The organism is Pseudomonas sp. NPDC089996 (assembly GCF_044748405.1).
Classification (GTDB): Bacteria; Pseudomonadota; Gammaproteobacteria; order Pseudomonadales; family Pseudomonadaceae; genus Aquipseudomonas.
The window spans coordinates 10,957-29,108 of sequence record NZ_JBIVGA010000026.1 but is presented as its reverse complement, the minus strand read 5'-3'; the positions used below and the strand labels follow the sequence as shown (position 1 = coordinate 29,108).

Annotated in this window: 1 protein-coding gene (running past one end of the window); it reads right to left on the bottom strand. The window is 63.2% G+C overall.

From position 1 onward, the window contains the following. Positions 1–18,152 carry the 5' portion of an immunoglobulin-like domain-containing protein gene (locus ACIPW4_RS26515; RefSeq protein ID WP_400663449.1) on the bottom strand. The gene continues 10,732 nt to the left of window position 1, outside the view, so the window shows 18,152 of its 28,884 coding nt (coding positions 1–18,152); it begins with the start codon at positions 18,150–18,152; its stop codon lies beyond the left edge, outside the window.

Genomic DNA, 18,152 nt, shown 5'->3' with positions numbered 1-18,152 from the left:
TAGTTGCCACCACTGACGTTGGAAATGCTGTTGGTGACGGCAAGATGCCCCTGGTAGACGTCATTGGACACGGCAGCCGTGGCGGTGCCGGAACTTTGCCCGACCGGAATGGTGATGGTCTGGCCGTTGGCCAGGGTCACGACTACGGCAGAGCCTGTGACTGGGGCCGTTACCGTCGCGGTGTAGACGATGGTGCCGCCCTCGGCCACCGATGGCGTGGCCGTCAGGCTCACGGTCGAGGTGTCTAGTGTGTCGGTGACGTTGGTCACCGCAGGCGTGCTGTTGACCGCCAGATTTTCGAAGTTGCCACCCGAAGCACTGGTGATGCGTGCGCTGACCTGACCGGCATCGAGGTAGGGATCATCGGCTGGCGCGGCCACGGTGATGCTGCCGGAGGTCTGGTTGGCAGCGATGGTGATGGTCTGACCATTGCTCAGGGTGACAGTCACCGCAGTTTGCGCGGCATTGGTCAGGGTGGCGGTGTAAACGATCTGGCCGCCTTCGGCCACGCTCGGTGTAGCCGACAGCGACACGGTGGTGGTGTCCTGTACGTCCGTGACCGAGGTGCTGACCTGGGTCTTGTCGGCCACCAGGTTCTCGTAATTGCCACCGGTGACATTGCTGATGCTGTTGGTGACAGCAGCGTGGCCCTGGTAGACGTCGTTGCTCACCGCACCGGTTGCACTACCGGAGCTCTGTCCGACCGGAATGGTGATGGTTTGCCCATTGGCCAGGGTGACCACGACCGGGTTGCCGGTGACCGGCGCACCAACGGTGGCGGTGTAGAGGATGGTCCCGCCCTCGGCTACCGAAGGGGTGGCGGTCAGTGTGACGGTGGTGGTGTCCTGCACATCAGTGACGCTGGTGCTGACTTGGGTCTTGTCGGCCACCAGATTCTCGTAATTGCCGCCGGAGACATTACTGATGCTGTTGGTGACAGCCGGATGGCCCTGGTAGACGTCATTGGACACGACAGCCGTGGCGGTGGCGGAACTTTGCCCAACCGGGATAGTGATGGTCTGGCCGTTGGCCAGGGTCACGATTACGGCGGAGCCAGTTACAGGGGCCGTCACGGTGGCGGTGTAGACGATGTTGCCGCCTTCGGCCACCGATGGCGTGGCAGTCAGGCTCACGGTCGAGGTGTCGACCGTGTCGGTGACATTGGTCACCGCCGACGCACTGTTGATCGCCAGGTTCTCGAAATTGCCGCCGGATGCATTGGTTATGCGCGCACTGACCTGGCCGGCATCGAGGTACGGATCATCGGCAGGCGCTGCAACAGTGATGCTGCCGGAGGTCTGGTTGGCAGCGATGGTGATGCTCTGACCATTGCTCAGGGTGACAGTCACGGCGGTCTGCGCAGCATTGGTCAGGGTCGCGGTGTAAACGATTTGCCCGCCTTCGGCCACGCTTGGCGTGGCTGACAGCGACACGGTAGTGGTGTCCTGCACGTCAGTGACGCTGGTGCTGACCTGGGATTTGTCAGCCACCAGATTCTCGTAACTGCCGCCGGTGACATTGCTGATGCTGTTGGTGACGGCAGCGTGACCCTGATAGACGTCGTTGCTCACGGCACCTGTAGCGGTGCCAGAACTCTGGCCAACCGGGATGGTGATGTTTTGCCCGTTGGCCAAGGTGACGACCACCGGGCTGCCGGTGACCGGGGCGCCGACCGTGGCGGTGTAGAGGATGGTGCCGCCTTCGGCTACGGAAGGCGTGGCAGTCAGCGTAACGGTGGTGGTGTCCTGCACATCAGTGACGCTTGTGCTGACCTGAGTCTTGTCAGCTACCAGATTCTCGTAATTGCCCCCGCTGACATTGGAGATGCTGTTGGTGACGGCAGCGTGACCCTGGTAGACATCATTGCTGGCAGATCCGGTTGCGGTGCCGGAGCTCTGGCCGACCGGGATGGTGATGGTCTGGCCATTAGCCAGGGTGACCACCACCGGGCTGCCGGTGACCGGGTCGCCGACGGTGGCGGTGTAGAGGATGGTCCCGCCCTCGGCTACCGAAGGCGTGGCAGTCAGCGTGACGGTGGTGGTGTCCTGCACATCAGTGACGCTGGTGCTGACCTGAGTCTTGTCAGCCACCAAGCTCTCGTAATTGCCCCCGCTGACACTGGATATGCTGTTGCTGATAGCGGGATGGCCTTGGTAAACGTCGTTGCTGACCGCCGCTGTTGCGGTGCCGGAACTTTGCCCGACCGGAATGGTGATGGTCTGGCCGTTGGCCAGGGTCACGACTACGGCAGAGCCTGTGACGGGGGCGGTCACGGTGGCGGTGTAGATGATGGTCCCGCCTTCGGCCACAGACGGCGTGGCGGTCAGCGTGACCGTCGTGGTGTCCTGCACATCGGTGACGCTGGTGCTGACAGCCGTCTTGTCCGCGACCAGGTTTTCGTAATTGCCACCCGTGACATTGCTGATGCTGTTGGTGACGGCAGCGTGGCCCTGGTAGACGTCGTTGCTCACCGCACCGGTTGCGGTGCCAGAACTCTGGCCGACCGGGATGGTGATGGTTTGCCCGTTGGCCAAGGTGACGACCACCGGGTTGCCGGTGACCGGGGCGCCGACCGTGGCGGTGTAGAGGATGATGCCGCCTTCGGCCACCGATGGTGTGGCGGTCAGCGTGACCGTCGTGGTGTCCTGCACATCAGTGACGCTGGTGCTGACCTGGGTCTTGTCGGCCACCAGATTCTCGTAATTGCCACCGGTGACATTGCTGATGCTGTTGGTGACGGCAGCGTGGCCCTGATAGACGTCGTCGCTCACCGCACCGGTTGCAGTGCCGGAGCTCTGGCCGACTGGAATGGTGATGGTCTGGCCGTTGGCCAGGGTCACGACTACGGCAGAGCCTGTGACGGGGGCGGTCACGGTGGCGGTGTAGATGATGGTGCCGCCTTCGGCCACAGACGGCGTGGCGGTCAGGCTCACGGTCGATGTATCGACAGTGTCGGTGACGTTGGTCACCGCAGGCGTGCTGTTGACCGCCAGATTCTCGAAATTGCCGCCGGAGGCACTGGTAATTCGAGTGCTGACCTGGCCGGCATCGAGGTAAGGATCATCGGCTGGCGCGGCCACGGTGATGCTGCCGGAGGTCTGGTTGGCGGCGATAGTGATGCTCTGGCCGTTGCTGAGCGTGACGGTTACCGCCGACTGCGCGGCATTGGTCAGGGTGGCGGTGTAAACGATCTGGCCGCCCTCGGCCACGCTCGGCGAAGCCGACAGCGAGACGGTAGTGGTGTCTTGTACGTCCGTGACCGAGGTGCTGACCTGGGTCTTGTCGGCCACCAGGTTCTCGTAATTGCCACCGGTGACATTGCTGATGCTGTTGGTGACGGCGGCATGGCCCTCGTAGATGTCGTTGCTCACCGCACCGGTCGCAGTGCCAGAGCTCTGGCCGACCGGGATGGTGATGGTCTGCCCGTTGGCCAATGTCACTACCACGTCAGAGCCTGTGACGGGGGCCGTCACTGTCGCGGTGTAGACGATGGTGCCGCCTTCGGCCACCGATGGCGTGGCCGTTAGGCTCACGGTCGAGGTATCGGCAGTGTCGGTAACGTTGCTCACCGCGGGAGTGGAATTGACCGCCAGGTTTTCGAAGTTGCCACCCGATGCATTAGTGATGCGGGCACTGACCTGGCCGGCATCGAGGTACGGATCATTGGCCGGCGCGGCCACGGTAATGCTGCCGGAGGTCTGGTTGGCAGCGATGGTGATGCTTTGACCATTGCTCAGGGTGACGGTCACGGCGGTTTGCGCGGCATTGGTCAGGGTGGCGGTGTAAACGATCTGGCCACCCTCGGCCACGCTAGGAGTAGCCGACAGCGATACGGTGGTGGTGTCCTGTACGTCCGTGACCGAGGTGCTGACCTGGGTCTTGTCGGCCACCAGATTTTCGTAATTGCCGCCGGTGACATTGCTGATGCTATTGGTGACGGCAGCATGGCCCTCGTAGACGTCGTTGCTCACCGTACCGGTTGCGGTGCCAGAGCTCTGGCCGACCGGGATGGTGATGGTTTGCCCATTGGCAAGGGTGACCACGACTGGGCTGCCGGTGACTGGCGCACCCACAGTGGCGGTGTAGAGGATGGTCTCGCCTTCGGCCACCGATGGTGTGGCAGTCAGTGTGACGCTGGTGGTGTCCTGAACATCGGTGACGCTGGTGCTGACCTGAGACTTGTCGGCCACCAGGTTCTCGTAATTGCCACCGGTTACGTTGCTGATGCTGTTGGTGACGGCAGCGTGGCCCTGGTAAACATCATTGCTGAGAGCTTCGGTGGCGGTGCCCGAGCTTTGACCGACTGCAATGGTGATGGTCTGCCCATTGGCCAGGGTGACCACCACCGGGCTGCCGGTGACCGGGTCGCCGACGGTGGCGGTGTAGAGGATGGTGCCGCCTTCGGCCACCGATGGTGTGGCGGTCAGCGTGACGGTGGTGGTGTCCTGCACATCAGTGACGCTGGTGCTGACCTGGGTCTTGTCGGCCACCAGATTCTCGTAATTGCCACCGGTGACATTGCTGATGCTGTTGGTGACGGCAGCGTGGCCCTGATAAACGTCGTTGGTCACGGAGCCCGTGGCGGTTCCGGAACTCTGTCCGACCTCGATGGTGATGGTCTGCCCGTTGGTCAGGGTGACCACGACCGGGCTGCCGGTGACCGGTGCCCCGACGGTGGCGGTGTAGAGGATGGTCCCACCCTCGGACACGGATGGTGTAGCCGTCAGTGTGACGATGGTGGTGTCTTGCACATCAGTGACGCTGGTGCTGACCTCGGTCTTGTCAACCACCAGATTCTCGTAATTACCACCGGACACGTTGCTGATGCTGTTGGTAACCGGGGCATGGCCCTGATAGACGTCGTTGCTGACGGCGCCCGTGGCGGTGCCAGAGCTCTGGCCGACCGGGATAGTGATGGTCTGGCCGTTGGCCAGGTTCACCACGACTGCGGAACCGGTAACAGGTGCCGTCACTGTGGCGGTGTAGACAATGGTGCCGCCTTCGGTTACGGAAGGCGTGGCGGTCAGCGTGACGGTGGTGGTGTCCTGCACATCGGTGACGCTGGTGATGACTGCCGTCTTGTTCGCGACCAGGTTTTCATAATTGCCGCCACTGACGTTGGAGATGCTGTTGGTGACGGCAGGGTGCCCCTGGTAGACGTCATTGGACACGGCAGCCGTGGCGGTGCCGGAACTTTGCCCGACCGGAATGGTGATGGTCTGGCCGTTGGCCAATGTCACCACCACGGCAGAGCCTGTGACTGGGGCCGTTACCGTCGCGGTGTAGACGATGGTGCCGCCCTCGGCCACCGATGGCGTGGCCGTCAGGCTCACGGTCGAGGTGTCTAGCGTGTCGGTGACGTTGGTCACCGCAGGCGTGCTGTTGACCGCCAGATTTTCGAAGTTGCCACCCGAAGCACTGGTGATGCGTGCGCTGACCTGACCGGCATCGAGGTAGGGATCATCGGCTGGCGCGGCCACGGTGATGCTGCCGGAGGTCTGGTTGGCAGCGATGGTGATGGTCTGACCATTGCTCAGGGTGACAGTCACCGCAGTTTGCGCGGCATTGGTCAGGGTGGCGGTGTAAACGATCTGGCCGCCTTCGGCCACGCTCGGCGTAGCCGACAGCGACACGGTGGTGGTGTCCTGTACGTCCGTGACCGAGGTGCTGACCTGGGTCTTGTCGGCCACCAGGTTCTCGTAATTGCCACCGGTGACATTGCTGATGCTGTTGGTGACAGCAGCGTGGCCTTGGTAGACGTCGTTGCTCACCGCACCGGTTGCACTACCGGAGCTCTGTCCGACCGGAATGGTGATGGTTTGCCCATTGGCCAGGGTGACCACGACCGGGTTGCCGGTGACCGGCGCACCAACGGTGGCGGTGTAGAGGATGGTCCCGCCTTCGGCCACGGAAGGGGTGGCGGTCAGCGTGACGGTGGTGGTGTCCTGCACATCAGTGACGCTGGTGCTGACTTGGGTCTTGTCGGCCACCAGATTCTCGTAATTGCCGCCGGAGACATTGCTGATGCTGTTGGTGACAGCAGCGTGGCCCTGGTAGACGTCGTTGCTCACCGCACCGGTCGCGGTGCCGGAACTCTGTCCGACCGGGATAGTGATGGTCTGGCCGTTGGCCAGGGTGACCATGACCGGGCTGCCGGTGACTGGTGCGCCCACTGTGGCGGTGTAGAGAATGGTGCCGCCTTCGGCTACGGAAGGTGTGGCGGTCAGGGTAACGGTGGTGGTGTCCTGAACATCGGTCACCGTGGTACTGACGGCCGCCTTGTTCGCCACCAAGTTCTCGTAGTTGCCGCCCGACACATTACTGATGCTGTTGGTGACAGCCGGATGGCCCTGGTAGACGTCATTGGACACGGCAGCCGTGGCGGTGCCGGAACTTTGGCCGACCGGGATAGTGATGGTCTGGCCGTTGGCCAAGGTCACGATTACGGCGGAGCCAGTTACAGGGGCCGTCACGGTGGCGGTGTAGACGATGGTGCCGCCTTCGGCCACCGATGGCGTGGCAGTCAGGTTCACGGTCGAGGTGTCGACCGTGTCGGTGACATTGGTCACCGCCGACGCACTGTTGATCGCCAGATTCTCGAAATTGCCGCCGGATGCATTGGTTATACGCGCACTGATCTGGCCGGCATCGAGGTACGGATCATCGGCAGGCGCGGCCACGGTAATGCTGCCGGAAGTCTGGTTGACGGCGATGATGATGCTCTGACCATTGCTGAGCGTGACGGTTACCGCCGACTGCGCGGCATTGGTCAGGGTGGCGGTGTAAACGATCTGCCCACCTTCGGCCACGCTCGGCGAAGCCGACAGCGACACGGTGGTGGTGTCCTGTGCGTCCGTGACCGAGGTGCTGACCTGGGACTTGTCGGCGACCAGATTCTCGTAATTGCCGCCGGTGACATTGCTGATGCTGTTGGTGACAGCAGCGTGGCCCTGGTAGACGTCATTGCTCACCGCGCCCGTAGCGGTGCCGGAACTCTGGCCGACCGGGATGGTGATGGTCTGGCCGTTAGTCAAGGTGACCACCACCGGGCTGCCGGTGACCGGTGCCCCGACGGTGGCGGTGTAGAGGATGGTCCCGCCCTCGGCCACGGACGGCGTGGCGGTCAGTGTGACCGTTGTGGTGTCCTGCACATCGGTAACTGTGGTGCTGACGGTGGCCGTATTTGCCACCAGGTTCTCGTAGTTGCCGCCCGAGACATTGCTGATGCTGTTGGTGACGGCAGCGTGACCCTGATAGACGTCGTTGGACACCGCACCGTTAGCGGTGCCTGAACTCTGCCCGACCGGGATGGTGATGGTCTGCCCATTGGCCAGGCTGACCACGACCGGGCTACCAGTGACTGGCGCTCCAACGTTTGCGGTGTAGAGGATGGTCCCGCCCTCGGCCACGGATGGCGTGGCGGTCAGTGTGACCGTTGTGGTGTCCTGCACATCAGTAACGCTGGTACTGACCTGGGTTTTGTCGGCTACCAGGTTTTCATAGTTGCCGCCCGACACATTGCTGATGCTGTTGCTGACAGCCGGATGGCCCTGGTAGACGTCGTTGCTGACGACCTCAGTGACGGTACCGGCGCTCTGGCCCACCGGAATAGTGATGGTCTGTCCATTGGCCAGGTTCACCACGACTGCGGAACCAGTGACAGGCGCCGTCACGGTGGCGGTATAGACAATGGTGCCGCCTTCGGCCACCGATGGCGTGGCCGTCAGGCTCAGGGTCGAGGTATCGACGGTGTCGGTGACGTTGGTCACTGCAGGCGCACTGTTGATCGCCAGATTCTCGAAATTGCCGCCGGATGCATTGGTGATGCGCGCACTGACCTGGCCGGCATCGAGGTAGGGATCATCGGCGGGGGCGGCCACGGTAATGCTGCCGGAGGTCTGGTTGGCAGCGATGGTGATGCTCTGGCCATTGTTGAGCGTGACCGTTACCGCCGACTGCGCGGCATTGGTCAGGGTGGCGGTGTAAACGATCTGGCCGCCTTCGGCCACCGACGGCGTGGCTGACAGCGAGACGGTAGTGGTGTCCTGAACGTCAGTAACGCTGGTGCTGACCTGGGATTTGTCGGCCACCAGGTTCTCGTAATTGCCACCCGTGACATTGCTGATGCTGTTGGTGACGGCGGCGTGGCCTTGGTAGACATCGTTGGATGCCGCACCGGTTGCGGTGCCGGAGCTCTGACCGACCGGGATAGTGATGGTCTGCCCGTTGGTCAGGGTGACCACGACCGGGCTGCCGGTGACGGGCGCATCCACTGTGGCGGTATAGAGGATGGTCCCGCCTTCGGCCACGCTTGGTGTGGCAGTCAGGGTGACGGAGGTGGTGTCCTGAACATCGGTCACCGTAGTGCTGACCGGCGCCTTGTTCGCGACCAGGCTTTCATAGTTGCCGCCCGACACGTTACTGATGCTGTTGCTGACAGCCGGATGGCCCTCGTAGACATCGTTGGACACGATAGCCGTAGCGGTACCGGAGCTTTGCCCGACTGGAATGGTGATGCTCTGCCCGTTGGCCAGGTTCACCACGACTGCGGAACCATTGACCGGCGCCGTCACGGTTGCGGTGTAGACGATGGTGCCGCCCTCGGCCACGGATGGGGTAGCCGTCAGGCTCACGGTCGAAGTGTCGACCGTGTCCGAGATACTGGTCACCGCAGGCGTGCTGTTGACCGCCAGATTTTCGAAATTACCGCCCGAAGCACTGGTAATTCGCGCACTGACCTGGCCGGCGTCGAGGTATGGATCATCGGCGGGCGCGGCAACGGTGATGCTGCCGGAGGTCTGGTTGGCGGCAATGGTGATGCTCTGGCCGTTGCTGAGCGTGACGGTTACCGCCGACTGCGCGGCATTGGTCAGGGTCGCGGTGTAAACGATCTGGCCACCTTCGGCCACGCTCGGAGTAGCCGACAGCGACACGGTGGTGGTGTCGTGTACGTCCGTGACCGAGGTGCTGACCTGAGTCTTGTCGGCCACCAGGTTCTCGTAATTGCCCCCGGTGACGTTGCTGATGCTGTTGGTGACGGCGGCGTGGCCCTGGTAGACGTCGTTGGTCACGGCACCGGTTGCAGTGCCAGAGCTCTGCCCGACCGGGATGGTGATGGTTTGGCCGTTGGTCAGGGTGACCACGACCGGGCTGCCGGTGACCGGGGAGCCGACCGTGGCGGTGTAGAGGATGGTACCGCCTTCGGCCATCGATGGTGTGGCGGTCAGGGTGACGGTGGTGGTGTCGGTCACATCGGTGACGCTGGTGCTGACCTGGGTCTTGTCAGCCACCAGGTGCTCGTAATTGCCCCCGCTGACATCGGTGATGCTGTTGGTGACGGCAGCGTGGCCTTGGTAGGCGTCGTTACTCACCGCACCGGTTGCGGTGCCGGAGCTCTGGCCGACCGGGATGGTGATGGTTTGCCCATTGGCAAGGGTGACCACGACCGGAGTACCGGTAACAGGGGCCGTCACGGTTGCGGTGTAGATGATGGTGCCGCCTTCGGCCACCGATGGCGTGGCTGTGAGGCTCACGGTCGAAGTGTCGACGGTATCGTTGACATTGGTCACCGCCGGCGTGCTGTTGACCGCCAGATTCTCGAAGTTGCCGCCTGAAGCACCGGTAATACGTGTGCTGACCTGGCCGGCGTCTAGGTATGGATCATCGGATGGTGCCGCAACAGTGATACTGCCGGAGGTCTGGTTGGCGGCAATGGTGATGCTCTGGCCGTTGCTCAGCGTGACCGTCACGGCGGTTTGTGCGGCGTTGGTCAGAGTCGCGGTGTACACGATCTGGCCACCTTCGGCCACGCTCGGGGTCGCCGACAGCGACACGGTGGTGGTGTCCTGAACGTCAGTAACGCTGGTGCTGACCTGGGTCTTGTCGGCCACCAGGTTCTCGTAATTGCCACCCGTGACATTGCTGATGCTGTTGGTGACAGCGGCGTGGCCCTGATAGACATCGTTGCTCACCGCACCGGTTGCAGTGCCAGAGCTCTGCCCGACCGGGATGGTGATGGTTTGCCCATTGGCAAGGGTAATCACGACCGGAGTACCGGTAACAGGGGCCGTCACGGTTGCGGTGTAGATGATGGTTCCGCCTTCGGCCACCGATGGCGTGGCCGTCAGGCTCACGGTCGAAGTGTCAACGGTATCGGTGACATTGGTCACCGCCGGCGTGCTGTTGACCGCCAGATTCTCGAAGTTGCCGCCTGAAGCACCGGTAATGCGTGCGCTGATCTGGCCGGCGTCTAGGTAGGGATCATCGGCTGGTGCCGCAACAGTGATACTGCCGGAGGTCTGGTTGGCAGCGATGGTGATGCTCTGGCCATTGCTCAGGGTAACAGTCACCGCCGACTGCGCGGCATTGGTCAGGGTCGCGGTGTAAACGATCTGGCCACCTTCAGCCACGGACGGCGTGGCCGACAGCGACACGGTAGTGGTGTCCTGAACGTCAGTGACGCTGGTGCTGACCTGGGATTTGTCGGCCACCAGGTTCTCGTAATTGCCGCCGGTGACGCTGCTGATGCTGTTGGTGACGGCGGCATGGCCCTGATAGACATCGTTGGTTACGGCGCCGGTTGCGGTGCCAGAACTTTGCCCGACCGGGATTGTGATGGTTTGGCCGTTAGCCAGGGTCACCACTACCGCGGAGCCTGTGACGGGGGCCGTTACCGTGGCGGTGTAGACGATGGTGCCACCTTCGGCCACAGATGGCGTGGCCGTAAGGCTCACGGTCGAAGTGTCGACGGTATCGGTGACATTGGTCACCGCTGAGGTGCTGTTGATCGCCAGATTCTCGAAGTTGCCACCCGAAGCACTGGTAATGCGTGCGCTGACCTGGCCGGCATCGAGGTACGGATCATCGGCTGGTGCCGCAACGGTGATGCTGCCGGAGGTCTGGTTGGCGGCGATAGTGATGCTCTGGCCATTACTGAGCGTGACAGTTACTGCCGACTGCGCGGCATTGGTCAGCGTGGCGGTGTAAACGATCTGGCCGCCTTCGGCCACGCTTGGCGTGGCGGTCAGGCTGACAGTTGTGGTGTCCTGCACATCGGTGACGGTGGTGCTGACGGCCTTCTTGTCGGCTACCAGATTTTCGTAATTGCCGCCGGTGACGTTGTTGATGCTGTTGGTGATAGCAGCGTGGCCTTGGTAGACGTCGTTGTTGACCGTCGCCGTTGCGGTACCGGAACTTTGCCCGACCGGAATGGTGATGGTCTGGCCGTTGGCCAGGGTCACGACTACGGCGGAGCCAGTGACAGGGGCCGTCACGGCGGCGGTGTAGACGATGGTGCCACCTTCGGCCACAGATGGCGTGGCCGTCAGGCTCACGGTCGAAGTGTCGACCGTGTCGGTGACATTGGTCACCGCTGGGGTGCTGTTGACCGCCAGGTTTTCGAAGTTACCCCCCGATGCATTGGTGATGCGTGCGCTGACCTGGCCGGCATCGAGGTATGGATCATCGGCAGGCGCGGCCACGGTGATGCTGCCGGAGGTTTGGTTGGCAGCGATGGTGATGCTCTGACCATTGCTCAGCGTGACCGTCACGGCGGTTTGTGCGGCGTTGGTCAGAGTCGCGGTGTACACGATCTGGCCGCCTTCGGCCACGCTGGGTGTCGCCGACAGCGACACGGTGGTGGTGTCCTGTGCGTCCGTGACCGAGGTGCTGACCTGGGACTTGTCGGCGACCAGATTCTCGTAATTGCCGCCGGTGACATTGCTGATGCTGTTGATGACGGCAGCGTGGCCCTGGTAGACGTCATTGCTCACCGCACCGGTAGCGGTGCCAGAACTCTGACCGACCGGGATGGTAATGGACTGGCCATTGGTCAAGGTGACCACCACCGCGCTACCGGTGACAGGGGCGCCGACGGTGGCGGTGTAGAGGATGGTCCCGCCCTCGGACACGGATGGTGTGGCCGTCAGCGTGACAGTGGTGCTGTCTTGGACATCGGTCACCGTGGTGCTGACGGCCGCCTTGTTCGCCACCAGGTTTTCGTAGTTGCCGCCTGACACGTTGCTGATGCTGTTGGAGACGGCCGGATGCCCCTGATAGACGTCATTGGACACGGCAGCCGTGGCCGTGCCTGAACTTTGCCCTACCGGGATGGTGATGGTCTGGCCGTTAGCCAGAGTCACCACGACCGCGGAACCGGTGACGGGGGCCGTCACGGCGGCGGTGTAGACGATGGTGCCGCCTTCGGCCACCGATGGGGTAGCCGTCAGGCTCACGGTCGAGGTGTCGACCGTGTCGGAGACATTGGTCACCGCCGGCGTGCTGTTGACCGCCAGATTCTCGAAATTGCCACCGGATGCATTGGTGATGCGCGCACTGACCTGGCCAGCATCAAGGTATGGATCATCGGCTGGCGCGGCCACAGTGATGCTGCCGGAGGACTGGTTGGCGGCGATGGTGATGCTCTGGCCGTTGCTGAGCGTGACGGTTACCGCCGACTGCGCGGCATTGGTCAGCGTGGCGGTGTAAACGATCTGCCCACCCTCGGCCACGCTCGGCGTAGCCGACAGCGACACGGTGGTGGTGTCGTGTACGTCCGTGACCGAGGTGCTGACCTGAGTCTTGTCGGCCACCAGGTTCTCGTAATTGCCCCCGGTGACGTTGCTGATGCTGTTGGTGACGGCAGCGTGACCCTGGTAGACGTCGTTGGTCACGGCACCGGTTGCAGTGCCAGAGCTCTGCCCGACCGGGATGGTGATGGTTTGGCCGTTGGTCAGGGTGACCACGACCGGGCTGCCGGTGACCGGGGAGCCGACCGTGGCGGTGTAGAGGATGGTACCGCCTTCGGCCATCGATGGTGTGGCGGTCAGGGTGACGGTGGTGGTGTCGGTCACATCGGTGACGCTGGTGCTTACCTGGGTCTTGTCGGCCACCAGGTGCTCGTAATTGCCCCCGCTGACATCGGTGATGCTGTTGGTGACGGCAGCGTGGCCCTGATAGACATCGTTGGTGACGGCGCCGGTAGCGGTGCCAGAGCTCTGCCCGACTGGGATGGTAATGGTCTGGCCGTTAGCCAGGCTGACCACGACCGGGCTGCCAGTGACTGGCGCCCCTACGGTGGCGGTGTAGAGAATGGTGCCGCCTTCGGCTACGGAAGGCGTGGCGGTCAGCGTGACGGTGGTGGTGTCTTGAGTATCGGTCACTGTGGTGCTGACTGCCGCCTTGTTCGCCACCAAGTTCTCGTAGTTGCCGCCCGACACATTACTGATGCTGTTGCTGACAGCGGGATGGCCTTGGTAAACGTCGTTGGATACGTCAGCCGTAGCGGTACCGGAACTCTGCCCGACCGGGATTGTGATGGTCTGGCCGTTAGCCAGGGTCACCACGACGGCGGAGCCTGTGACGGGGGCCGTTACCGTGGCGGTGTAGATAATGGTGCCGCCTTCGGCCACCGATGGGGTGGCGGTCAGGCTCACGGTCGAGGTGTCGAGCGTGTCGGTAACGTTGGTCACCGCGGGAGTGGAATTGACCGCCAGGTTTTCGAAGTTACCCCCCGATGCATTGGTGATGCGTGCGCTGACCTGGCCGGCATCGAGGTATGGATCATCGGCAGGCGCGGCCACGGTGATGCTGCCGGAGGTTTGGTTGGCAGCGATGGTGATGCTCTGACCATTGCTCAGCGTGACCGTCACGGCGGTTTGTGCGGCGTTGGTCAGAGTCGCGGTGTACACGATCTGGCCACCTTCAGCCACGGACGGCGTGGCCGACAGAGAGACGGTAGTGGTGTCCTGAACGTCTGTGACGCTGGTACTTACCTGGGACTTGTCGGCGACCAGATTCTCGTAATTGCCGCCGGTGACGTTGCTGATGCTGTTGGTGACGGCAGCGTGGCCCTGATAGACGTCGTTGCTGACAGCGCACGCAGCGGTACCGGAACTCTGGCCGACCGGGATGGTGATGGTCTGCCCGTTGGTCAGGGTGACCACGACCGGGCTGCCGGTGACTGGCGCACCCACTGTGGCGGTGTAGAGGATGGTCCCGCCTTCGGCTACCGACGGCGTGGCGGTCAGCGTGACTGTGGTGGTGTCCTGTACATCGGTAACGCTGGTGCTGACCTGAGTTTTGTCAGCTACCAGATTCTCGTAATTGCCACCCGTGACATCACTGATGCTGTTGGTGACGGCAGCGTGGCCTTGGTAGACGTCGTTGCTGACCGCCGCCGTTGCGGTACCGGAACTTTGCCCGACCGGAATGGTGATGGTCTGGCCGTTGGCCAGGTTCACCACCACGGCAGAGCCAGTGACCGGCGCCGTCACCGTGGCGGTGTAGACGATGGTGCCGCCTTCGGCCACCGATGGCGTGGCCGTCAGGCTTACGGTCGAGGTATCAATGGTGTCGGTGACATTGGTCACCGCAGGTGTACTGTTGACCGCCAGATTCTCGAAGTTGCCACCGGATGCATTGGTGATGCGTGCACTGACCTGGCCGGCGTCGAGGTATGTATCATCAGTTGGCGCCGCAACGGCGATGCTGCCGGAGGTCTGGTTGGCAGCGATGGTGATGCTTTGACCATTGCTCAGGGAGACGGTCACTGCGGATTGCGCGGCATTGGTCAGCGTGGCGGTGTACACAATCTGGCCACCCTCGGCCACGCTTGGCGTCGCCGACAGCGACACGGTAGTGGTGTCCTGAACGTCAGTGACGCTGGTGCTGACTGGGTTTTTGTCGGCTACCAGGTTTTCGTAGTTACCGCCGGAGACATTGCTGATGCTGTTGGTGACGGCGGCATGGCCCTGATAGACATCGTTGGTTACGGCGCCGGTTGCGGTGCTAGAGCTCTGGCCGACCGGGATGGTGATGGTCTGGCCGTTGGCCAATGTCACCACCACGGCAGAGCCGGTGACGGGGGCCGTCACCGTGGCGGTGTAGACGATGGTGCCGCCTTCGGCCACCGATGGGGTGGCAGTCAGGCTCACGGTCGAAGTATCGACCGTGTCGGAAATATTAGTCACCGCTGGCGTGCTGTTGATCGCCAGATTCTCGAAATTACCGCCCGAAGCGCTGGTAATTCGAGTGCTGACCTGACCGGCGTCGAGGTATGGATCGTCGGCTGGTGCCGCAACAGTGATACTGCCGGAGGTCTGGTTGGCAGCGATGGTGATGCTCTGGCCATTGCTCAGGGTAACAGTCACCGCCGACTGCGCGGCATTGGTCAGGGTCGCGGTGTAAACGATCTGGCCACCTTCAGCCACGGACGGCGTGGCCGACAGCGATACGGTAGTGGTGTCCTGAACGTCAGTGACGCTGGTGCTGACCTGGGTCTTGTCCGCTACAAGGTTCTCGTAATTGCCGCCGGTGACGTTACTGATGCTGTTGGTGACGGCAGCGTGGCCCTGATAGACGTCGTTGGTCACGGAGCCCGTGGCAGTGCCGGAACTCTGACCGATTGGGATGGTGATGGTCTGGCCGTTAGTCAGAGTGACCACGACCGGGCTGTCGGTGACGGGGGCACCGACCGTGGCGGTGTAGAGGATGGTCCCGCCTTCGGTCTCGGACGCTGTGGCGGCCAGTGTTACCGTGGTGGTGTCCTGCACATCGCTGACGGTGGTGCTGACTGTGGCCGTATTGGCGACCAGGTTTTCGTAGTTCCCCCCGCTGAACCCGGTGATGCTGTTGTCGATCGGCGCATGCCCTTGGTAGGCGTCGTTATCCACAGCTGCAGTGACCGTTCCCGAACTTTGCCCGACCGGGATGGTGACGGTCTGGCCATTGGCCAGGCTGACGACCAGCGGCGCGCCAGTCACTGGTGCATTGACGGTCACGGTGTAGACGATGGTGCCGCCCTCGGCGACGTTGGGGGTTGCGGTCAACGACAGGTCGATGCTTTCCGGCACATTGGTCACACGGGTACTGACCGGCGCCTGGTCCGCAATCAGGTTTTCGAAGCTGCCGCCGCTGATGTCGGCGATGCTGTTGCTGATCGATGCATGCCCCTGGTAGGGCTCGTCGCTCACCGTGGCCGTGGCCGTGCCGACGCTTTGCCCGATGGCGATGCTGATGGTCTGCCCATTGCTGAGGGTGACCACCACCGGAGCCCCCGTCACCGGCGCGTCGAGGGTCACGGTGTAGACAATGCTTCCACCCTCGGCCACCGAAGGCGTCGCGCTCAAGGTTGCCCGCACGCTGTCCTGCACGTCGGTCACGCTGGTGCTGACCGGCGCAGGGTTGGCCACCAGGTTCTCGTAGTTGCCGCCACTGACCCCGGCAATGCTGTTGGTCACCGGGGCGTGCCCTTGGTACACGTCGTTGCTGGCGGTTCCTGTGGCTGTGCCGGCGCTCTGGCCGACCGCGATGGTGATGGTCTGCCCGTTGGCCAAGGTGATGAGCAAGGGTGAACCGGTCACCGGCGCATTCACGGTGGCGGTGTAGACGATGGTGCCGCCCTCGGCCACCGAAGGCGTCGCGCTGAGCGTCACGGTCGAAGTGTCGAGGGTATCAGTGATCGTGGTTGCCGCCGGCGTGCTGTTGATCGCCAGGTTCTCGAAGTTGCCGCCGCTGGCACTGGTGATGCGCGCGCTGACCAGCCCGCCGTCGACGTAGCGATCGTCACCCGGTGCGGCCACGCTGATGCTGCCGGACGTCTGGTTGGCCGCGATGGTGATGGTCTGGCCGCTGCTCAGGGTCACAGTGACGGCGGTCTGGCCGGGGTTGCTGAGGGTCGCGGTGTAGATGATCTGGCCACCCTCGGTCACGCTCGGGGTCGCGCTCAGGGTCACCGTGGTGGTGTCCTGCGCATCGGTGATCGAGGTGCTGACCGGGGTCGGGTTGGCGACCAGGTTTTCGAAGTTGCCACCGCTGACCGCACTGATGCTGTTATTGATGTGCCCCTCACCCTGATACACATCGTTGCCCACCGGCACGCTGACCGAGCCGACGCTTTGGCCCACTGCCACGGTGATGGTCTGGCCGTTGGCCAGGGTCACTACCACTGGCGTGCCGGTGACCGGTGCCGAGAGGCTGGCGGTGTACACGATGGTGCCGCTTTCGCTCACCGAAGGGGTGCCCGTCAGGGTAACCGTGGTGATATCGGCCGAGTCGCTGATTACCGTCAGAACGGGGGCAGGGTTGGCCTCCAGGTGCTCGAAGTTACCTCCGGTCACGGACGTGATGCTGGCGCTGAGCGTGCTCGTGCCCTTGTACACATCACTGGCCGTCTGCAGCGCCACGCTGCCGCTGGTCTGGCCCGCTGCAATGCTGATGACCTGGCCATTGGACAGGCTGACCGTGACGGCGGTCTGCGCCGGGTTGCTCAGGGTCACGGTGTAGATGATCGCTCCGCCTTCGGCCACTGTTGTGCTGGCGCTGAGGGTGGCGGTGGTGGTGTCGATGCTATCGACCACACGGGTGCTGGCCGGGGTGCCGTCGATGCTGACGGGGAGGCCGCCTCCGCTGGTGCCGGTGATGTTCACCGAGAGCTCCCGGCCATCGATGTACACCGTGTCGTTGGCGGGTACCGCGACATTCACCGAGCCACTGGTCTGCCCGGCGGCGATCACGATCACGGCACCATTGGACAAAGTCACGCTCAGTTCGCTGAGCGGGGCCTGGCCAACCGTTGCCACATAGACGATGGTGCCGCCGTTCTCGCTGATCGACGGCGTTGCGCTCAATGTCACGGCCGTGCCCGTGTCTGCAGCCACGGTGGTGTCCAGGCCGGCGAACTGCTCGAAGCGCAGGCCCTCACTGAAATTCAGCGGCCCGGTCTGGTAGCCGATTGTGGGGTCGACCCGCGCTGCAGTTTCCTCAAGCATGACGAAACTGTGCCCGCCACCGAGCGCGCCACTGCCGCTGCCAGAAGATGTCGGGCCCGCTGCCGTCGCTTCCAGTGCCGTAGTCGGGTCGACACCCGCCTGGATCGCCTGCTGCAACTGCTCCACCGACGGCGCCGCCTGGGCAGTGGCCATGCACATGTCGGTGCTGCTGTCTGGCGTGCCGGCGCTCCACTGGCTGTCGCGGCCCAGGTCCAGATAGCGCCCATCAGTCAGCTGCAGGGTGATGGCTCCCCCCACACCGGTCAGCACCTGCTCGCCTGCGTACAGGCGGTCGCCTTCTATGAGCACGCGGCGGATGCCTTCTGGGGATACCGCAATGACTTGGCCAACAATGCTTTTGACGATGGCTACTACAGTGCTCAT